The organism is Micromonospora sp. WMMC250 (assembly GCF_027460215.1).
GTDB lineage: Bacteria > Actinomycetota > Actinomycetes > Mycobacteriales > Micromonosporaceae > Micromonospora > Micromonospora taraxaci.
Window position 1 is genome coordinate 4,909,682 of record NZ_JAPZBJ010000002.1, and the last position, 17,342, is coordinate 4,927,023.

15 protein-coding genes, 1 tRNA gene and 1 riboswitch are annotated in these 17,342 nt (G+C 70.3%); of the genes, 7 read left to right on the top strand and 9 right to left on the bottom strand.

Features of this window, described 5'->3' with window-relative positions; translation table 11 throughout:
• Positions 1 to 94: 94 nt before the first annotated feature.
• Positions 95 to 168: transfer RNA gene (locus tag O3438_RS22085), tRNA-Gly, on the bottom strand.
• A 204-nt stretch (positions 169 to 372) separates the two neighbouring features.
• On the opposite strand from O3438_RS22085, the gene O3438_RS22090 reads away from it, so the two are divergent.
• Entirely contained in the window at positions 373 to 1,353 is a 981-nt protein-coding gene (locus O3438_RS22090) for a zinc metalloprotease (protein WP_269681708.1), read from the top strand.
• A gap of 69 nt (positions 1,354 to 1,422) precedes the next feature.
• On the opposite strand, the gene O3438_RS22095 is transcribed toward O3438_RS22090, so the two are convergent.
• Entirely contained in the window at positions 1,423 to 1,980 is a 558-nt protein-coding gene (locus O3438_RS22095) for a pyridoxamine 5'-phosphate oxidase family protein (RefSeq protein ID WP_269681709.1), read from the bottom strand.
• 99 nt (positions 1,981 to 2,079) lie between these two features.
• Here O3438_RS22095 and dcd point away from each other — a divergent pair, with 99 nt between their 5' ends.
• On the top strand, positions 2,080 to 2,658 hold the full coding sequence (gene dcd, locus O3438_RS22100) for a dCTP deaminase (RefSeq protein ID WP_030332009.1): 579 nt from the start codon (positions 2,080 to 2,082) through the stop codon (positions 2,656 to 2,658).
• Positions 2,659 to 2,717: 59 nt separating this feature from the next.
• On the opposite strand, the gene O3438_RS22105 is transcribed toward dcd, so the two are convergent.
• Complete coding sequence (locus tag O3438_RS22105; RefSeq protein WP_269681710.1) at positions 2,718 to 3,758, bottom strand: C40 family peptidase; 1,041 nt, start codon at positions 3,756 to 3,758, stop codon at positions 2,718 to 2,720.
• A 13-nt stretch (positions 3,759 to 3,771) separates the two neighbouring features.
• A riboswitch (cyclic di-AMP (ydaO/yuaA leader) is annotated at positions 3,772 to 3,907 on the bottom strand.
• A gap of 236 nt (positions 3,908 to 4,143) precedes the next feature.
• Here O3438_RS22105 and O3438_RS22110 point away from each other — a divergent pair.
• Entirely contained in the window at positions 4,144 to 6,123 is a 1,980-nt protein-coding gene (locus tag O3438_RS22110; RefSeq protein ID WP_269681711.1) for an N-acetylmuramoyl-L-alanine amidase, read from the top strand.
• A 55-nt stretch (positions 6,124 to 6,178) separates the two neighbouring features.
• Here O3438_RS22110 and O3438_RS22115 read toward each other — a convergent pair whose 3' ends face one another.
• The 5 genes from O3438_RS22115 to O3438_RS22135 all read right to left on the bottom strand — a co-directional run bounded on the left by O3438_RS22115 (position 6,179) and on the right by O3438_RS22135 (position 12,463).
• On the bottom strand, positions 6,179 to 7,192 hold the full coding sequence (locus O3438_RS22115; protein WP_269681712.1) for a C40 family peptidase: 1,014 nt from the start codon (positions 7,190 to 7,192) through the stop codon (positions 6,179 to 6,181).
• A 167-nt stretch (positions 7,193 to 7,359) separates the two neighbouring features.
• Positions 7,360 to 8,361 carry a hemolysin family protein gene (locus O3438_RS22120; RefSeq protein ID WP_269681713.1) on the bottom strand — a complete coding sequence of 334 codons (1,002 nt, stop codon included), beginning with the start codon at positions 8,359 to 8,361 and terminating at the stop codon, positions 7,360 to 7,362.
• Positions 8,354 to 9,673, bottom strand: a complete 1,320-nt coding sequence (locus O3438_RS22125) for a hemolysin family protein (protein ID WP_269681714.1) — start codon at positions 9,671 to 9,673, stop codon at positions 8,354 to 8,356. Before O3438_RS22125 ends, O3438_RS22120 begins: the two co-directional genes overlap by 8 nt.
• A 114-nt stretch (positions 9,674 to 9,787) precedes the next feature.
• Positions 9,788 to 11,986, bottom strand: a complete 2,199-nt coding sequence (locus O3438_RS22130; protein ID WP_269683719.1) for a (Fe-S)-binding protein — start codon at positions 11,984 to 11,986, stop codon at positions 9,788 to 9,790.
• A 213-nt stretch (positions 11,987 to 12,199) separates the two neighbouring features.
• A complete protein-coding gene (locus O3438_RS22135) occupies positions 12,200 to 12,463 on the bottom strand; it encodes a cell division protein CrgA (protein ID WP_184180220.1) in 264 nt (87 codons plus the stop codon).
• Positions 12,464 to 12,686: 223 nt separating this feature from the next.
• Here O3438_RS22135 and O3438_RS22140 point away from each other — a divergent pair, with 223 nt between their 5' ends.
• The 4 genes from O3438_RS22140 to O3438_RS22155 all read left to right on the top strand — a co-directional run bounded on the left by O3438_RS22140 (position 12,687) and on the right by O3438_RS22155 (position 16,245).
• Positions 12,687 to 13,487 (top strand): DUF881 domain-containing protein, encoded by an 801-nt coding sequence (locus O3438_RS22140; protein WP_269681715.1) that lies wholly within the window; start codon positions 12,687 to 12,689, stop codon positions 13,485 to 13,487.
• Between the two features lie 575 nt (positions 13,488 to 14,062).
• Positions 14,063 to 15,307, top strand: a complete 1,245-nt coding sequence (locus tag O3438_RS22145) for a class E sortase (RefSeq protein ID WP_442929637.1) — start codon at positions 14,063 to 14,065, stop codon at positions 15,305 to 15,307.
• Positions 15,308 to 15,310: 3 nt separating this feature from the next.
• Positions 15,311 to 15,592 (top strand): hypothetical protein, encoded by a 282-nt coding sequence (locus O3438_RS22150; protein ID WP_269681717.1) that lies wholly within the window; start codon positions 15,311 to 15,313, stop codon positions 15,590 to 15,592.
• Positions 15,593 to 15,594: 2 nt separating this feature from the next.
• A complete protein-coding gene (locus O3438_RS22155) occupies positions 15,595 to 16,245 on the top strand; it encodes an aminodeoxychorismate/anthranilate synthase component II (protein WP_269681718.1) in 651 nt (216 codons plus the stop codon).
• A gap of 393 nt (positions 16,246 to 16,638) precedes the next feature.
• On the opposite strand, the gene O3438_RS22160 is transcribed toward O3438_RS22155, so the two are convergent.
• Positions 16,639 to 17,331, bottom strand: coding sequence for a SanA/YdcF family protein (locus tag O3438_RS22160; RefSeq protein ID WP_269681719.1), 693 nt, complete (start codon positions 17,329 to 17,331; stop codon positions 16,639 to 16,641).
• Positions 17,332 to 17,342: the final 11 nt, after the last annotated feature.

The window sequence follows — 17,342 nt, forward strand, 5'->3', positions numbered from 1 at the left end:
TGGCTGGTGGCCCGTGGCGCCCGTCAGGTGTTCGTTGCCGGCGGAACATCGAAGGCCCTGACCGGGACTCACGTCCTGGCCAGGGCCTTCGCAGTGGAGCGGGTGACGGGAATCGAACCCGCACTGTCAGCTTGGGAAGCTGATGTTCTGCCATTGAACTACACCCGCAAGCGGCACCACTGTACCCGAGTGGTCGAGCCGATGCACTCAGGTACCCCCGGCGAGCTCGCCACCCCCATGCACCCAGGGAAAAGTTTCCGGACGGCAACATATGCTCGTTCTCAAATACGTCGATGGGATGTAGCGTCTGCCACACCTTGCCAGCCACGGCGTGACACACCCCCTGCCGCGCCGCCAGAAAGAGGTGGGCCCATGGGACCTCGTCCCAAATTGCTGACCCGGCGTGCCGCCGGTGTTGCATCGACGACCCTCGCGCTGCTGCTCAGCACCGCCGCGGTGGGTGTCGTTCCTGCCGCTTCAGCATTCTCCGCATCGCCCGACGCCTGCGCGGAGCCGGCCGACGGCCACGCCAACGCCCGGATCAAGCCCGGTGCGGCGGCCAAGCACGACCCGAACGAGTTGACCGCGCAGCAGGTCCGTGACCGGGAGGCCGACCTGGCGGCGGCGCAGCGCGAGCGCGCCAACTTCCGCACCGGCGCCGGCGCGACGGCCCTGGCCACCGTCACCGTCCCGGTGGTGGTGCACGTGATCCAGGAGAACAGCACCCGGGTCGGCGGCAACATCCCCGACTCGATGATCACTTCACAGATCACAGTGCTCAACCAGGCCTACGCCGGTGCGACGGGCGGAGCGGTCACCGCGTTCGCGTTCCGACTCGACAAGATCAACCGGGTGACGAACCCGTCCTGGTACCCGATCGTGCAAGGCTCGTCGGCGGAACGGTCGATGAAGTCCTCGCTGCGAGTGGGGGGCAAGAACACCCTCAACATCTACCTCGGCGAGCTGAGCAACGACCTGCTGGGCTGGGCGACCTTCCCGCAGCGGAACCTGAGCAGCATGGACGGCGTGGTCGCGCTGAACGAGTCGCTGCCGGGCGGCACCGCCACCAACTACAACCAGGGCGACACCGGCACCCACGAGGTTGGTCACTGGCTGAACCTCTACCACACCTTCCAGGGTGGTTGCGGCGGCTCGGGTGACAGCGTCAGCGACACCCCGGCCGAGGCGTCGCCGGCGTACCAGTGCCCGACCGGGCGTAACACCTGCTCGGCGACAGGCCTGGACCCGATCACCAACTTCATGGACTACACCTACGACTCGTGCATGTACCAGTTCACCGCTGGTCAGGCCAGCCGCATGATCACCGCGTGGAACGCCTACCGCGCGGCCTAGCTGCTCCGCGTACAAAACCGGTGTCGGCTCCGTCGCGACGGAGCCGACACCGTCGTGTTGGAGCCCCGGTCAGGCGGCCGTGCAATGCACGTCGCGGCTGAGGCGGGTCGGGCGCGCCTGTGGCACGGCGAGCGGCTCGGCCGTCGCCGACGGGGCGCGCGGGTCCAGCCAGACCCGGACGGCCGGACGGCTCGGCGCGACACCCGGGACACCGACGGTGTGCTGCTCGCGGCGGGTCAGCATGGCCACGTCGACGGTGAACTCGAACAACCGCCAGTCGACCTGCTGCTCGGCCCGGGCACTCTGCGCCAGCCGCGCGACCCGGACCGGATCGGTCACCGGACGAGCATGCCCCGCCAGGTAGGCCTCGTCGTCGCTCTCCTCCGGGGGGAACGAGTGCAACGCGTAACGGCCGTCGCGTTCGAGGTCACGGCGCTTCGGGGAGTCGATGATGAAGCAGAAGAGACCCTCGTCCGTGATGACCGGGGAGACCGGGTGAACCCGGGGCCCGCCGTCGGCGCGGACCGTGGCCAGGTAGCCGAAGCCCGGCCCGTACTGCTGAAGGAGAACGCGGATCCCGTCGGCGAGTCGGGGCTCGTCGGCGGCGAAATCGGACCAGGAAGCCATGCGAGCATTCTATCGAACAAATGTACGACGAGCGACCTCGACGCGCTGGTCACCGGCACCGAATCCGGCCGGTTTCGGCAACGCGGCTATGGTGGTCCGATGCTGCTCTCCGACCGCGACCTGGTCTCCGAGATCAAGGCCGGCACGCTGGGCCTGGAGCCGTTCGAGCCCACCCTGGTCCAACCCTCCAGCATCGACGTCCGACTCGACCGGCTGTTCCGGGTCTTCAACAACCACCTCTACACCCACATCGATCCGGCGATGCAGCAGGACGACCTGACCTCGGCGGTCGAGGTGCCCGACGGCGAGCCGTTCGTGCTGCACCCGGGGGAGTTCGTGCTCGCCTCGACGCTGGAGGTCATCTCCCTGGGCGACCAGCTCGCCGGCCGACTCGAAGGCAAGAGCTCACTGGGCCGGCTCGGGTTGCTCACGCACTCCACGGCCGGCTTCATCGACCCCGGCTTCTCCGGACACGTGACGCTGGAACTCTCCAACGTGGCGAACCTGCCGATCACCCTCTGGCCGGGCATGAAGATCGGGCAGCTCTGCATCTTCCGGCTCTCCTCGCCGGCCGAGCACCCGTACGGCTCGGTGGTCTACGGATCCCGCTACCAGGGCCAGCGAGGCCCGACGCCGAGCCGTGCCTGGCAGCACTGGCGCACCTGGCCCACCCGCTGAACCCGTGACGACGAGGGCCCGCCGCGACGGATCGCGACGGGCCCTTCGGTCACTCCCGGTCAGCCGGGACGGCCGTAGCTGTGGATCGGGCCGTCGTCGACCTTCTTCATCTTGACCGGTTGGCCGGCCTGCGAGGCGTGCACCACCCAGCCACCGCCGACGTACATGCCGACGTGGTGGATGTCGCTGTAGTAGAAGACCAGGTCGCCGGGGCGCAGGTCGCCCTTGCTGACGTCCTTGGTGACGCGGCTCTGCTGGGCGGCGTTGTGCGGCAACGACACACCGGCCTTCGCCCAGGCGGCCAGCATCAGCCCGGAGCAGTCATAGGAGTTGGGTCCCTCGGCGCCCCACACGTAGGGCTTGCCGATCTGTGCGCAGGCGAACTTCACCGCGACACCCGCGGCCCCGCCGGGATAACTGCCGGGGCAGGGCGCGGGGCGCAACGAGCCACCGCCACCGTTGCCGTACACCTTGAGGCGGAGCTTCTGCAGCCGGTCGATCTCTTCGTTGATCTGCTTCTTCTTCGCCGCCAACTGCGCCTCGGTACGGGTCAGTTGGGCCACCATCTCGTCCAGCGGCGCCTTCTGCGCGGCCAACTCGTCCCGCAGGTCGGCCACCTCGCGGACGTCCTGCTGCTGGTTGTGCGCGAACCGGTCGAGCATCTCGAGCTGACTGACCACCTCGCTCGGTGACCGGCTGCCCAGCATCGCGTTGACTGTCGAGACGGTCTCACCCTTGTACGCCCGCACGGCGAGGGCGCTGACCTTGTCCATCGCGGCGTCGACCTGCTGTTCGAGCGGGGCGATGCGGGTGGCCAGAGCGTCCGCCTGCTTGCGCTTGACGGCGAGGTCGGTCCGGGTGGCGTTGTGCCGTTCGATGATCGGTTCGAGTTTGTTCCAGTCCTCGTCGATCTGACGCTCGATCTCCGCGACGGACGGGTCGGCGTGGGACGCCGTGGCGCTGCCCGTCAGGACGACGGCGACGCCGACCAGTGCGGCGAGAGCGGTGGTGAAGCGGGACCAGCGTGGGCGCGGCACGATCGGCGTCGGGCCGGCTGTTGCCGACCGCTCGGACGACGGCCGCGGGGCATGGAGTGCCACCGGGGTTCCGTACTCCTTCTTCCTGACCGCCTACCGGGTTAGCTGACGGGTTCGGGCGGGAAGTCGGCGCCCTACCGCAGTGGCTGCGGATTCACCCCGAGGGACCTGGGTCCCCGGTTCGCTCGGAAACGACTCGGCGGTGTCGGTCCGTTACCGCCCGGGCTGGGCGGAGCTGCTATCGGGCCGACGAATGACCAGAGTAGAGACGCCTGTTACCAATCCGCAACCCGTGCGGCCGTGACACTCCGTACCGATCGAGCGGGGGTCACCGGCCCGGTGTGAAGATTTCTTTCCGAGGAAGTCGAAACATGGAAAGGTATTGACGCGGACTCTCCAGCGGCGCGATGGTGACCTGACCTCTACCCGCGAGAATCTAGGGGGTTCGATGCACCATCCAACCCTGTCGACCGGCTGGCGCGCACTGCTCGCCACCACCGTCATCGCCGCCGCGAGCGCGGTGCCACTTTCGGCGGCGGCCGCCGCCGCACCCACCACCGACCGCCAGCAGCAGTACGCCGCCGCGGCGAGCGAGTACGGCGTACCGACCGGCGTGCTGCTCGGCGTCTCCTACCTGGAGTCCCGCTGGGACAGCAACGCCGGCACACCGAGCACGAGCGGTGGCTACGGCCCGATGCACCTGACCGACGCCCGCCACGTCGCCGCCCTACCCGGGCGCGGCCACCACGACGCCGGTGCCGAGGATCCCCGCGGCGACGAGTCCCGGAGGGCCCTGGCGCCCGCGCCCCGGCCCGCCGAGGCCCCCGGGCCGGCCGCCGCCGCGTTGCAGACCGTGGACGCCGCAGCCGCGCTGACCGGCTCCACCCCCGAGGCGCTGCGCACCGATGCGGAGGTCAACATCCGGGGCGGGGCCGCGCTGCTCAGCGCGTACCAGCGGGAGTTGGGTGCGCCGGTCGGCGCGGACACCGACCCGGCGGCCTGGTACGGCGCGGTGGCCCGCTACGCCGGTGCGGACAGCGCCGACGCCGCGGCGGCCTTCGCCGACGAGGTTTTCACCACCATCGCCGCAGGCGAGTCCCGGGTGACCGACGACGGGCAGCGAATCACACTGCCGGCGATCGCGGTACAGCCCCAGCGCTCCTGGTTGGACCGGCTGGGCCTACGCCGGCTGGCCCGCCCGGACGGGGTGGAGTGCCCGCGCACCATCTCCTGCGAGTGGATTCCCGCACCCTACGAGGCGTTCGGCGACGGGGACTACGGCAACCACGATCTCTCCGACCGGCCCGCCCGGCAGAAGATCGAGTACATCGTCATCCACGACACCGAGGCGAGCTGGGCGACGACCCTGCAACTCGTCCAGGACCCGACGTACGTGAGCTGGCACTACTCGCTGCGCTCGGTCGACGGGCACATCGCCCAGCACGTGAAGACCAAGGATGTCGGCTGGCACGCGGGCAACTGGTACGTCAACGCCAAGTCGATCGGTCTCGAACACGAGGGGTTCGCCGCGCAGGGCACCTGGTACACGGAGGCGATGTACCGGACCTCGGCGAAGCTGGTCCGGCACCTGGCGCTGCGGCTGGGCATCCCGCTGGACCGCCAGCACATCATCGGCCACGACAACGTGCCCGGCACCGTCGCCTCGACCGTGCGGGGGATGCACTGGGATCCAGGCCCGTACTGGGACTGGACGCACTACTTCGACCTGCTGCACGCGCCTCGACTGGACACCGGCACCCCGGCCACCGGGCTGGTCCGGATCGACCCGGACTACGCCACCAACCAACCGGCGTTCACCGGATGCGTCACCGCCGGTGTTCCGTGCGCGCCGCGCGGCTCATCGTCGGTGGTGCTGCGGAGCGCACCGTTCGCGGACGCGCCGCTGGTCAACGACATCGCGCTCCGGCCGGACGGCACCCCGAACACGATGGCCGTGTCAGACCACGGGGCCCGGGCGTCCGCCGGGCAGACGTACGCGCTCGCCGGACGGCAGGGCGACTGGACCGCGATCTGGTACCTCGGGCAGCGGGCCTGGTTCCACAACCCGGCGTCCGCGCCGACCGCCAGCTGGACCGTCGGCGTCGTGGCCACGCCGAAACCCGGACGGACGACTGTCCCCGTGTACGGACGGGCGTACCCGGAGCAGGCGGCGTACCCGGAAGGGGTGCCCTACCAGACGATCTCGCCGCTGCAGTACACCCTGGCCGCCGGACAGCGGTACGCCGTCGGCGCGGTGCTGGCCGGCGAGTACTACCGGGCCAGCACGTTCGACGGCTCGTCGCCGGGCGACTGGACGGTCATCCGCGGCAAGAACCGCTACGCGCAGATCCAGTTCGGCCACCGGATCATGTACGTCGATCTCGCCGACGTGCAGCTGATGCCCTCCCCGGTCGGCGCGCCCCGCTGAGAACCACGACGGCCCCCGGTCGGTGACCGGGGGCCGTCGTCGTACGTGATCTGGATCAGCCAGGTCTGCGGAACCCGGCGACCGGCATCGTGTTGATGCTGGACACCTGCACCGGTTTACCGGCACGTGGCGCGTGCACCATCTGGTTGTTACCCAGATACAGGCCGACATGCGTCAGGCCGGAGAAGAAGAAGACCAGGTCACCGGGCCGGGCATCAGCTCGCGCGACAGCCTTGCCCTCGTTCCACTGGTCACCGGTGTGGTGAGTGAGGTAGATCCCGGCCGACTTGTAGGCGTACTGGGTCAGCCCCGAGCAGTCGAACGAGTTCGGGCCGGTGGCGCCCCAGACGTACGGATCACCGACCTGCTGGCAGGCAGTCCTGATCGCCTTCTGGGCGGCCGAGCTGGTCACACCGTTGATCGTCGGGCAGCCCGCGGTCTTGACAGTGGTCTTGGGCATCGACGCCTCAAGCTGCTTGATCTCGGCGTCGATCTGCTTCTTCTTGGCCGCCAGCTCGTTCTGCTGCGTGGTCTGGGTGGTGATCAGCGCGTCCAGCTTCTGCTTCTCACCGTCGTACTTGGCCCGCACGGCCAGCACACCCTCGACCTCTTTGCGCTCCTGCGCGGCAAGCCGGTCGAGCACGGTGAGCTGCTCGGTGAGCGTGTCCGGCTTGACGCTGACCAGCAGCGAACCGATGTCGTGCGACGGGCCGGAGATGTAGTAGCGGGAGGCGAGGTCGCCGACCCGGTTGAGCGCCAACTCGCTCTGCAACGCGAGCGGCTCGATCTTCTTCTGCAGGGTCGCCGACTTCTGCCGGTTGACCTTCAGCTGCGCCCGAACCTTGTTGTACTGCTCGATCGTGGGCTCCAACTGCTCCCACTTCTTGTCGATCTGCGCCTCGATCTCGTCGACCGTGGGATCGGCGTGAGCCGGTGCGGCGAGCAGACCGGCGCCGACTGCGGCGGCGGCGACCAGGACAAGCAGGCGATGGGCGCCGCGGCGGAGGCGCCCTGGTCGAGCAGACGTCTTCAGGTCGTGACGATGAGGGGGCATGGTTGCCACCGGCACCGACTCCTTTGCAACCGACCGCCGGGCGCCTCGCGTGAGGGAAGGGCCGAGGCAGACGACCCACAGCGGTCGGTGCCCCACATTAGGGAAGCTCGGAGCGGTAATCAAGGCGAGCATAGGAACCATCACTGTCGTGCAACTGCTTGCACACCAAGGGTATTCGTCATTCAACCAACGATTGCGGTCAATACATCGTCGAGAGTGACCACACCCAGAGGGCGCCGGCCGTCGCTGACCAGCACCATGTGCCGCCGCTCGCGGCGCATGGCCAGCAGCAGGTCGGCCAGCGTACGCTCCGGCGGCACCACCGCCAGCGGCCGGTAGACGTGGGCCGGCACTGGTGACCGGCGGCCTCGCCCGGCGTACCCCAGGACGTCCTTGACGTGCACGAACCCGAGCACCCGGCGGGTCGACCGCTGCACCACCGGGAACCGCGACCGGCCGGTCCGCGTCGCCAGCACCTCCAGTGACGCCGGCGACACGTCGTCGGCCACCGTGACCACCGTCGACCACGGTTGCAGCGCGTCCGCCGCCGTTCGGCTGTGCAGGGCCAGCGCGCCGGTGATCCGGACGTGCTGCTCCTCGTCGAGCAGACCCTCCGTACGCGCCTGGGAGACGAGCCCGGCCAACTCCTCGGCGGTGAACACCGTCTTCACCGCCTCGGACGCCTCGATGCGCCAGAACGCGAGCACCCGGCGGGCCGCCCACTTCATCGCCAGCAGCAGCGGCTTGGTCGCCACACAGAACGCCAGCATCGCCGGGCCGAGCCAGAGCGCGGAAACCTCCGGACCGGCCAGCGTGATGTTCTTCGGCACCATCTCGCCGACGACCGTGTGCAGGAAGACCACCACGCCCAGGGCCAGCACGAACGCCACCGGGTGCACCGCACGGTCGGGCAGCCCGGCCGCGTGGAACGGCGGCTCCAGCAGGTGCGCCAGGGCCGGCTCGGCGATCGCGCCCAGCCCCAGCGAGCAGACCGTGATGCCGAGCTGCGCGCCGGCGATCATCAGCGGAATCTGGTTCATCGCCGACAGTGCCCACCGCGCCCGCTTCGACAGTGCGGCCAGGGGCTCGATCACCGTCCTTCGGGAGGCGATCAGCGCGAACTCGCTGCCCACGAAGAACCCGTTGCCGAGCAGCAGCAGCGCGGTCACCAGCAGTTCAGTCATCGTCGTCCGGCTCCGCCGGGCGCAACACCCGGACCTGCTCGATCCGGTGCCGCTCCACCTCCACCACGGTGAACTCCCAGCCGCCCGTCTCGACCGTCTCACCGGCCAGCGGAATGTGGCCGAGCTGGGCCATCAGGAACCCCGCCAGGGTCTCGTACGGCCCGTCGGGCAGCCGGAAACCGGTCTGCTCGGCCACCTCGTCGGAGCGGAGCATCCCGTCGACCAGCACGGTGCGCTCGCCACCGGGGACGGTCAGCTCGCCCGCACCGGGTTCGTCCACGCTCGCCGGGTCGAACTCGTCGGCGATCTCTCCCACCAACTCCTCGACCAGGTCCTCGATCGTGACCACGCCGTCCGTGCCGCCGTACTCGTCCACCACGATGGCCAGGTCGGCGCCGGCCGCCTTCAACGCGGCGAGCACACCGTCCAGATCGAGGCTCTCCGGCACGTACACCGGTTCGCGGGCCACCGCGCCCACCATCGTCGACGTCCGGGCGGCCAGCGGCACGCCCAGAGCGTCGGGCACACCGGCCACCCCGGTGACCAGATCAAGGGTCTCCTCGTACACCGGGAAGCGGGTCCGCCCGGTGCGCCGCGACGCCTCCAGCAGCTCGGCCACGGTGGCCGTGACACGCAGCGCGACCACGTCCACCCGGGGGGTCATCGCCTCGGCGGCCCGCTTGTCGCCGAACCGGATCGTGCGGCGCAGCAACATCGCGGTGTCCGTCGGCAGTGCGCCCGCCCGGGCCGAGATGGCCGCCAGCAGCCCCAACTCCTCGGGAGAACGGGCGCTGGCCAACTCCTCCTGCGGCTCGACCCCGAACGCCCGGACCAGCCGGTTCGCCGATCCGTTCAACCCCCGGATCAACCAGCCGAACGCCCGGGAGAAGGCGTGCATCGGACCGGCGGTGGCCAGCGCCGCCGGCATGGGCCGGGCCAGCGCCGCGTTCTTCGGCACCAACTCGCCGAAGAGCATGGAGATCAGCGTGGCCAGGGCCAACGCGAGGAACGGGGTGAACCGCTCGGTGTCCTCCCCGACCAGCGGGCGCAGCAACGGGGTGAAGATCCGGGCCAGGGCAGGTTCGGCCAGGTAACCGGTGAGCAGCGCCGTGATGGTGATGCCGAGCTGCGCGCCGGAGAGCTGGAAGGAGAGTTCACGCAGCGCCGTGCGTACCGTCAGAGCGGCCTGGTCGCCCGCGGCGGCCCGCCTGTCGATCTCCGCGCGGTCGACCGTGACCAGGGCGAACTCGGCCGCGACGAAGAACGCGTTGCCCGCGGTCAGCGCGACGAAGCCGACCAGGGGCAACAGCATCGTCCAGAGTAGGCCGTCGATGTCGCCTCACCTCGGCGAGGATTCTTGCACGACGACGGCGGCCCGCAGGGGGCCGCCGTCGTCGTCGATGTTCACATCCCAGGTGTACGCGTCTCAGCCGCCGATCGACGCGGTCTCCCGGCCGCCCTGCGGCTGCTCCGGCTTGACCGAACGGAGCAGCACGCTCGCCACGTCGATGACCTCGACCTGCTCGCCGGCGCCCTTGCCGTTGACCCCGTCGTTGAGCATGGTCGAGCAGAACGGGCAGCCGACGGCGACCGTCTTCGCCCCGGTGGCCATGGCCTCCTCGACCCGGTCCACGTTGATCCGCTTGCCGATCTTCTCTTCCATCCACATCCGGGCACCGCCCGCGCCGCAGCAGAAGGAACGCTCGCTGTTACGCGGCATCTCGGTGAGGTCGCCCGCGATGGCGTCCCCGAGGACCTCGCGAGGGGCCGCGAAGATCCGGTTGTGTCGGCCCAGGTAGCAGGGATCGTGGTAGGTGACACCGCCGTCGACCGGCTGCACCGGGGTGAGCTTGCCGGTGGCGACCAGGTGCGCCAGCAGCTGGGTGTGGTGGACCACCTCGAACTCGCCACCGAGCTGGCCGTACTCGTTGCCGAGGGTGTTGAAGCAGTGCGGGCAGGTCGCCACGATCTTGCGCTTGGCCTTCTCCCGGCCCTCGAACGCCTCGTTGAGCGTCTCCACGTTCTGCTGGGCGAGCATCTGGAAGACGAACTCGTTGCCGATGCGCCGCGCCGGGTCGCCGGAGCAGGTCTCACCCTCGCCCAGGATCGCGAACTTCACCCCGGCCTCGTTGAGCAGCGTGGCCACCGCGCGGGTGGTCTTCTTGGCCCGGTCCTCGAACGCGCCGGCGCAGCCGACCCAGAACAGGTACTCGAAGTCGTCCACCTCGCCGACCCGGGGCACCTCGAAGTCCAGGCCCTTGGTCCAGTCCTCGCGGGTGTTCTGCGGGGCACCCCATGGGTTGCCCTTGTTCTCCAGGTTGCGGAGCATCACGCCGGCCTCGGACGGGAAGCTCGACTCGATCAGCACCTGGTAGCGGCGCATGTCGACGATGTGGTCCACGTGCTCGATGTCCACCGGGCACTGCTCGACGCAGGCCCCGCAGGTGGTGCAGGACCAGAGCACGTCCGGATCGATGACCCCACCGGACTCGGCGTCGCCGATCAGCGGCTTGTCGCCCTCGGCGAGCGACAGCACGTCCAGGTGGGCGAGCTGGGCCTGGGTGGCCTTCTCCTCGCCGGTCAGGTCCTTGCCACCGCCGGCCAGAAGGTAGGGCGCCTTTGCGTACGCGTGGTCACGCAGGCTCAGCACGAGCAGCTTGGGCGACAGCGGCTTGCCGGTGTTCCAGGCCGGGCACTGCGACTGACAGCGACCGCACTCGGTGCAGGTGCTGAAGTCCAGGAGGCCCTTCCAGCTGAACTGCTCGACGTGGGCGACGCCGAACTGGTCCTTCTCCGGGTCGGCCTCCTCGAAGTCGAGGGGCTTGCCCTGGCTGGTCATCGGGCGCAACGCACCGAGGCCGGAGCCGGCCGGCTTGGCCGGCTCGCGCTTGAAGAAGATGTTGGGGAACGCCAGGAAACGGTGCCAGGCGACGCCCATGGTGACGTTCAGGGAGATGACGATCAGCCAGGTCATCGAGATGGCGATCTTGATGAGCGCGGCGATGCTGGCGCCGTCCGACCAGTCGGGCAGCACCGCGCCGACCACATGGCTGACCGGGGTGGCCCAGAGCGGGTACTCGAAGTGATCGGTGGCGACCTTGAAGCCGCGGATCACCAAGCCGAAGATCAGGACCAGCAGCACGATCCACTCGACGAAGTAGCCCTGCCACATGGTCGAGCCGGTGAACCGGGACCGCCCGCCGGGCCGGTTCGGCCGGTTGCGCAGTCGGATCACCATCAGCACCACGATGCCGATCAGGCCCAGCACGGTGATGATCTCGGTGGCCAACCCGAAGATCGTCCAGTGCCCGATGATCGGCAGGCCGCCGGTCGGGGTCACCACCTCGAAGTACGCCTCGAGCACCAGCAGCGACAGCACGATGAAGCCGACCATCACGAACCAGTGCGCGGCGCCCACGACGCCCCACTTGAGCATCCGGGTGTGACCGGCGGTCTCCACCAGCATGGTCTTCGTCCGGGCGCCCTTGTCAGAGAACCGCTCCGGGGCGGGTTGCCCGAGCCGGATGACTGCCGTCATCTTCACGACCGCACGCACCGCAAGCCACACCGCCACGGCGGTGATGGCGGCCGCGAGGATCGTGGTGACGATCTGGACGCTGCCCATCGAGTTGGCCTCCCCGGTCTGCTGCCTGATGACCTCGCTGCGCTCGGTCATGCAATGCAGCCTACGCGAAGGTTACCCAGCAGTAACGTGAGTCATCTCGCAGTAGGCCGCGCTGCCTGCGCACACCATAGGTGGCCTCGCCCGATCCTGCCGGGCAGGGGCTCGGTGAGGTGAAATGCGGCGGGACCGCCAGTGCGGCGCCGCCGCCCCGGCTTAGCGCCAGCGGGAGAGCAGCGCCAGCGAGGCGACCATCGCACCGAAGCCGACGGCGAGGTTCCAGTAACCCCACGCCATCACCGGGTACTCCTGCTCGGACAGGTAGTAGAGCACCAGCCAGCCGATGCCGACGACGATCAAGGCGACCGCGGTGATCGGCAACCACACCGGGCTAGGCTTGCGCGACGACGCCGCCGTGGTCGGACGAACGTCCGTCGGCGGGGTGTACACCTTCTTCTTACGGACCTGAGACTTGGGCACGGCGCTCTCCAGAGGGGTGACGACCTCGTCCGGCCTGACAACCGGGCGCGGGGGCGACGGTCCATGGCCAATAATGTTCGACAGCTAGCGTAGTCCCGATTGCCCGTCCGGACCATGAATGGGGTCAGGCCGGTGCACGGAGTGACCGAAAGAGGCGGGACTGTTCGCATCACCGGCGTAGCCGGGAGCGGCCCGATCCCCGACACGCGGAAGGAAACGCTCGGTGGAGTACACATCCGGCGCAACCTCCTGGCAGAAGGTCCTCCGACGGGCCGTCGCCGGGCTGCTGCCCCGGCGACCGCGTCAACGCCGACCCGGCTGGTCTATCGGGGTGCCTCTGATCGCCGCCGCGGCGGGGCTGCTCTTCACCACCAGCGCGACCACCGCCGACGGCACCGCCCTGCGCGAGGACCGGCGCCCTCAGCTCAACCAGCTCATCGAGGACCGGCGGGAGCAGGTCGCGGCGAGCGAACGACGGGCCGCCACGCTGCGCGGTGAGGTCGAGCAACGGACCAACACCCTGGCCGGCTCCGATGCGCCGATCAAGAACCAGCAAAATCGCGCCCAGGGCAGCCTCCAGGCCGCCGGATTCACCGCCCTCGGCGGCCCCGGCGTCACAGTGGAGCTGAACGACGCCCCGCAACTCGACCAGACCCAGTCGGACGCGAGCAACGACGACCTGGTGGTGCACCAGGGGGACGTCCAGGCGGTGGTCAACGCACTCTGGGCCGGCGGAGCCGAGGCCATGTCAATCATGAACGTCCGCGTGCTCACCACCAGCGCGGTACGCTGCGTCGGTAACACCCTGCTGCTTCATGGCCGGGTGTACTCCCCACCGTTCAAGATCGTAGCAATCGGCGATCCCGCTGCCCTCCAGCAGGCCCTCGCCAGCTCTGAGGGAGTCCGGTTGTTCAAGGACGCGGTCGACGACTACCAACTCGGTTACAAGGAGACGGTTTCCACGGTGCGAGTGCCGGCATTCGAGGACTCGACCTCCCTGCGCTCGGCGACGGTGCCCAAGTGAGCGGGCCGGAGGAGCGCCGCGACGGGCGACACCGCGACCAGACCGACGAGCCGACCGACATCCTGCCGAAGGTCGACCGGCCCGAGCCGACACCTGGCCGGGCGACTCCGGCTGGCAACTGGCCGGAGCCGGTGCTCCCCGCACGGCCCGGTGCGTCGCGCCCGCCGGTCACCTCCGAGCCGCCCCGCGCGTCCGAGCCGCCCCGCGCCTTTGAGCCTCCCCGCGCATCCGAGCCTCCCCGCGCATCCGAGCTTCCCCGCGCTTTTGAGTCGCCTCGTGCCTCGGGCCGTCCGGATGCCGACGCCCCACCGCCCTGGCCGGGTAACACCCCACACGGGGCCGGCCCACACGGGGCCGGCCCGAACGTAGGGCCCGGTCGCCCCTCCGCCGCGAGTCGACCGGTGTCGCCCGCCGCGAGTCCAGGCGTGTCGCCAGCCGCCGGCGGACCGGCGTCACCCGGAGCAGGCCCCGCCCGGCCGGCGTCACCCGGACCAGCCGTCAACGGGCCGACCTCACCGTCCACCCGGCCGGCGTCACCCGGGGCCGCCACGACCCGACCCGCAGCAACCAGCGGGATGCCAGGTCCGACCTCGACCGGCTCCGCTGCGCCCAGCGGGGTACCCGCCAACCCACCCTCCGGCACACCGAGTCGGGCCGTCCCGTCCGCCCCGTCGACGCCGTCGGTGGCCGACTCGCCGACCGCGTTCATTCCGCAGGTCGCCGCCCGGCCTGGGCGTCCCACCGGCTCTCCGGCGGCGCCTGTCTCACCGGCCGCGCCCGACCGCGTCCCGGCAGCCGGCCAGGAGGCTTCCTCCGGTCGTGTCCCCCCGGGCGGTCCCGGCCGCGTCCCGTCCGCCGCGTCGGGCCAGGTCCCTCCGGCCGGCTCCGATCGGGACTTCGACCCGGCCGCCACCGCGGTGATCCCGACCCTTCCCACCGCGCCCGCCGCCCGGCCGCCGGCGATGGACTCGACGGCGCTGATGGGCGCGGTCCCCCGCTCGTCCGTCCCCGGGGAACCCGCCGACGACGACAACCCGGGCGAGCCGCCCCGACCCCGGCGGGGCGAACGGGTCGTCCAACTCCGGCCGCACCAGACCGGCGAGGGCTACAAGAGCGTCTACTCGGAGCTCACCCGGCCGTCGCTCGGCTCCCGGATACGCACCGGCATCCGCGTCACCGGCGAGGTTCTGATCACCTTCGGCCTCGTGGTGCTGCTCTTCGCCGGCTACGAGGTCTGGGGCAAGTCGGCCATCGTCGACGCCCACCAGAACGACCTCAACAACCAGCTCGCGCAGGAGTGGGGCCCGACGGACGACCCGACGGTGGTTCCCTCGGCCGGCCCGAGTGTCAAACCGTCGCCGCCGGTACGCGGCAAGCCGATCGCGGGCCTCTACATCCCGAAGCTCGACAAGAACTGGGTAGTGGTCGAGGGCGTCACCCAGGAGGACATCCGCTACGCCCCGGGTCACTACCCGGCCAGCGCGTTGCCCGGCCAGGTCGGCAACTTCTCCGTTGCCGGCCACCGCAACCGGGCGACCTTCTGGCGGCTGGACGAGCTCCACGACGGCGACCCGATCGTGGTCGAGAGCAAGACCGACTGGTACGTCTACCGGGTGTCGCAGTCGCGGATCGTCCGACCGACGCAGGTCGAAGTGGTCGCGCCGGTGCCCGGCGAGCCGAACAAGAAGGCCACCAAGCGCATGCTCACCCTGACCACGTGCAACCCGAAGTTCGACAACTACCAGCGCCTGATCATCCACGCCGAACTGGACCGCACCCAGCCCAAGTCGGCGGGCCGGCCGACCGAGCTGGGAGGCTGACCGATGTACGCGTTCATCTGGCGCAAGCTGCCGTTCGGCCTGGCCGGAAAGCTGGCCGGCTCGGTGCTCCTGGTAGCCGCCACTGTCGCCCTGCTCTGGTATGTCGCCTTCCCGTGGGCCGAGCCCCTGCTGCCGTTCGACGACGTGCAGGTCGAGTCCGGGGTTCCCGCGGAGTCGGGCAACGACGCACCGGTGACCGGGGAGACCCCGGCCGGCGACGAGCACGACCTGCCGTACGACACCGACCGCAACAACCCGGTCCCGTCCTCCTCGCCGAGCAGGTGACCGTGCGCGTCCTGGTGATCGACAACTACGACTCGTTCGTCTTCAACATCGTGCAGTACCTGGGCCAGCTCGGCGTGGACTGCGAGGTCCGCCGCAACGACGAGATCGACGTCGCCGAGGTGGGCAGGGTGGGGGCGGACGGCATCCTGCTCTCGCCCGGGCCGGGCAGCCCCGACCGCGCCGGCATCTGCCTGGACGTCATCCGGGAGTACGCGGGCGAGCTGCCGATCTTTGGTGTCTGCCTGGGTCACGAGGCGATCGGTGAGGCCTTCGGTGCGACCGTGACGCGGGCCCCGGAGCTGCTGCACGGCAAGACCTCCGAGGTGCGGCACCATTCGGTGGGCGTCCTCGCCGGTCTGCCGGACCCGTTCACCGCCACCCGGTACCACTCGCTCGCCGTACTCCCCGAGACGCTGCCCGACGAGCTGGAGGTGACCGGCTGGACCGGCTCCGGCGTGGTGATGGCGATGCGGCACCGGACGCTTCCCATCGAGGGCGTCCAGTTCCACCCGGAGTCGGTACTCACCGAGGGCGGGCACCTGATGTTGGCGAACTGGCTCGCCAGTTGCGGTCACCAGGAGGCGTTGGAGCGCGCGCCCGCGCTCGCCGCCGAGGTCGACGCCCGCCGACTCGCCGCCTTCGCCAGCAACTGAGGTCGGCAGCCCGTCAGCCGCGTCGCCCACGCTGACGCCGCAGCGGTCGGCGATGACCGCGTGCGCGGTCGCAGCCCCAACAGCACGCCCCCGAACAGGACGGCGGCCCCGAGCCGATGACCGTTCACCTTCCCCTTTGCTCTGCACCCGCCCATGCACCGACTACGGAGCGTGAGTGTCGCGTGGGTGGGTGCAGAGCAAAGGCGGTGGTTGACCCTGTGGCGGCCGTCGCGGCGCGGCGCCGCGACGGCCGCGGCGCCGCGGCCGACACAACCGCCGTGGCCGGCGCGGACTGCCGCAGCCAACACGGACCGTGGCGGCCAGCAGGACCTCCGTGGCCAACACGGACCATAGCGGTTGTTCAGGCCGATCAGCAGGGCCCAGGCGGCTGTTTCAGCTACGCAGCGCGTTCTGAACCGCCGGGTCAGCGGGTGAGTGGACCGCTGGCGCACGGCCCCGGGCCGCGTCCCACGCCGCCTTGCCACTGGCGAAGTAGTCCCGCACGGACTTCTCGGCAAGCAGGGCCGCACCGCAACCGTCGCACCTGGCGACCACCCCATCGGCGTCGAGGCCGAGGTGTCGGCACAGCGTCACCGCCCGGGAAAGGTGGTAGGACTGGGTCACGATCAGGGCCCGCTCGACGCCGTACACCTGGCGGGCTCGGGCGCAACTGTCGTAGGTGTCCAGGCCGAACGGGTCGGCCACGACGCGACGCGGGTCGACGCCACGCTCGGTGAGGTACGAGGTCATCACGGCCGGCTCGTCACCTGATGTGCCGCCACCGTCGCCCGACACGAGGACCACGGTGGCTCGTCCGCTGGTCACCAGAGCGGCGGCGGTCTCCAGGCGGCCGGCGAGGCGCTCCCCTGGCCGCTGCCGGTCCGCCGCCACGGCGGTGCCGAGGACGATCACCACGTCGGCGGAGGGCGCATCGGCTTCGGCGTGCACGTGCCCACGGGCGGTGAACGTCGTCCACAGCCACGGGAGGCTGGCGAGAGCCAGCAGGGCGACACCCAGGACGGCCACGCGTCGGGGTCGGCGCATCCGTCCGCGCCTCGGCGCGCCGGAGGCCTCCTCGTCGGTCATCCCGGGTCGCC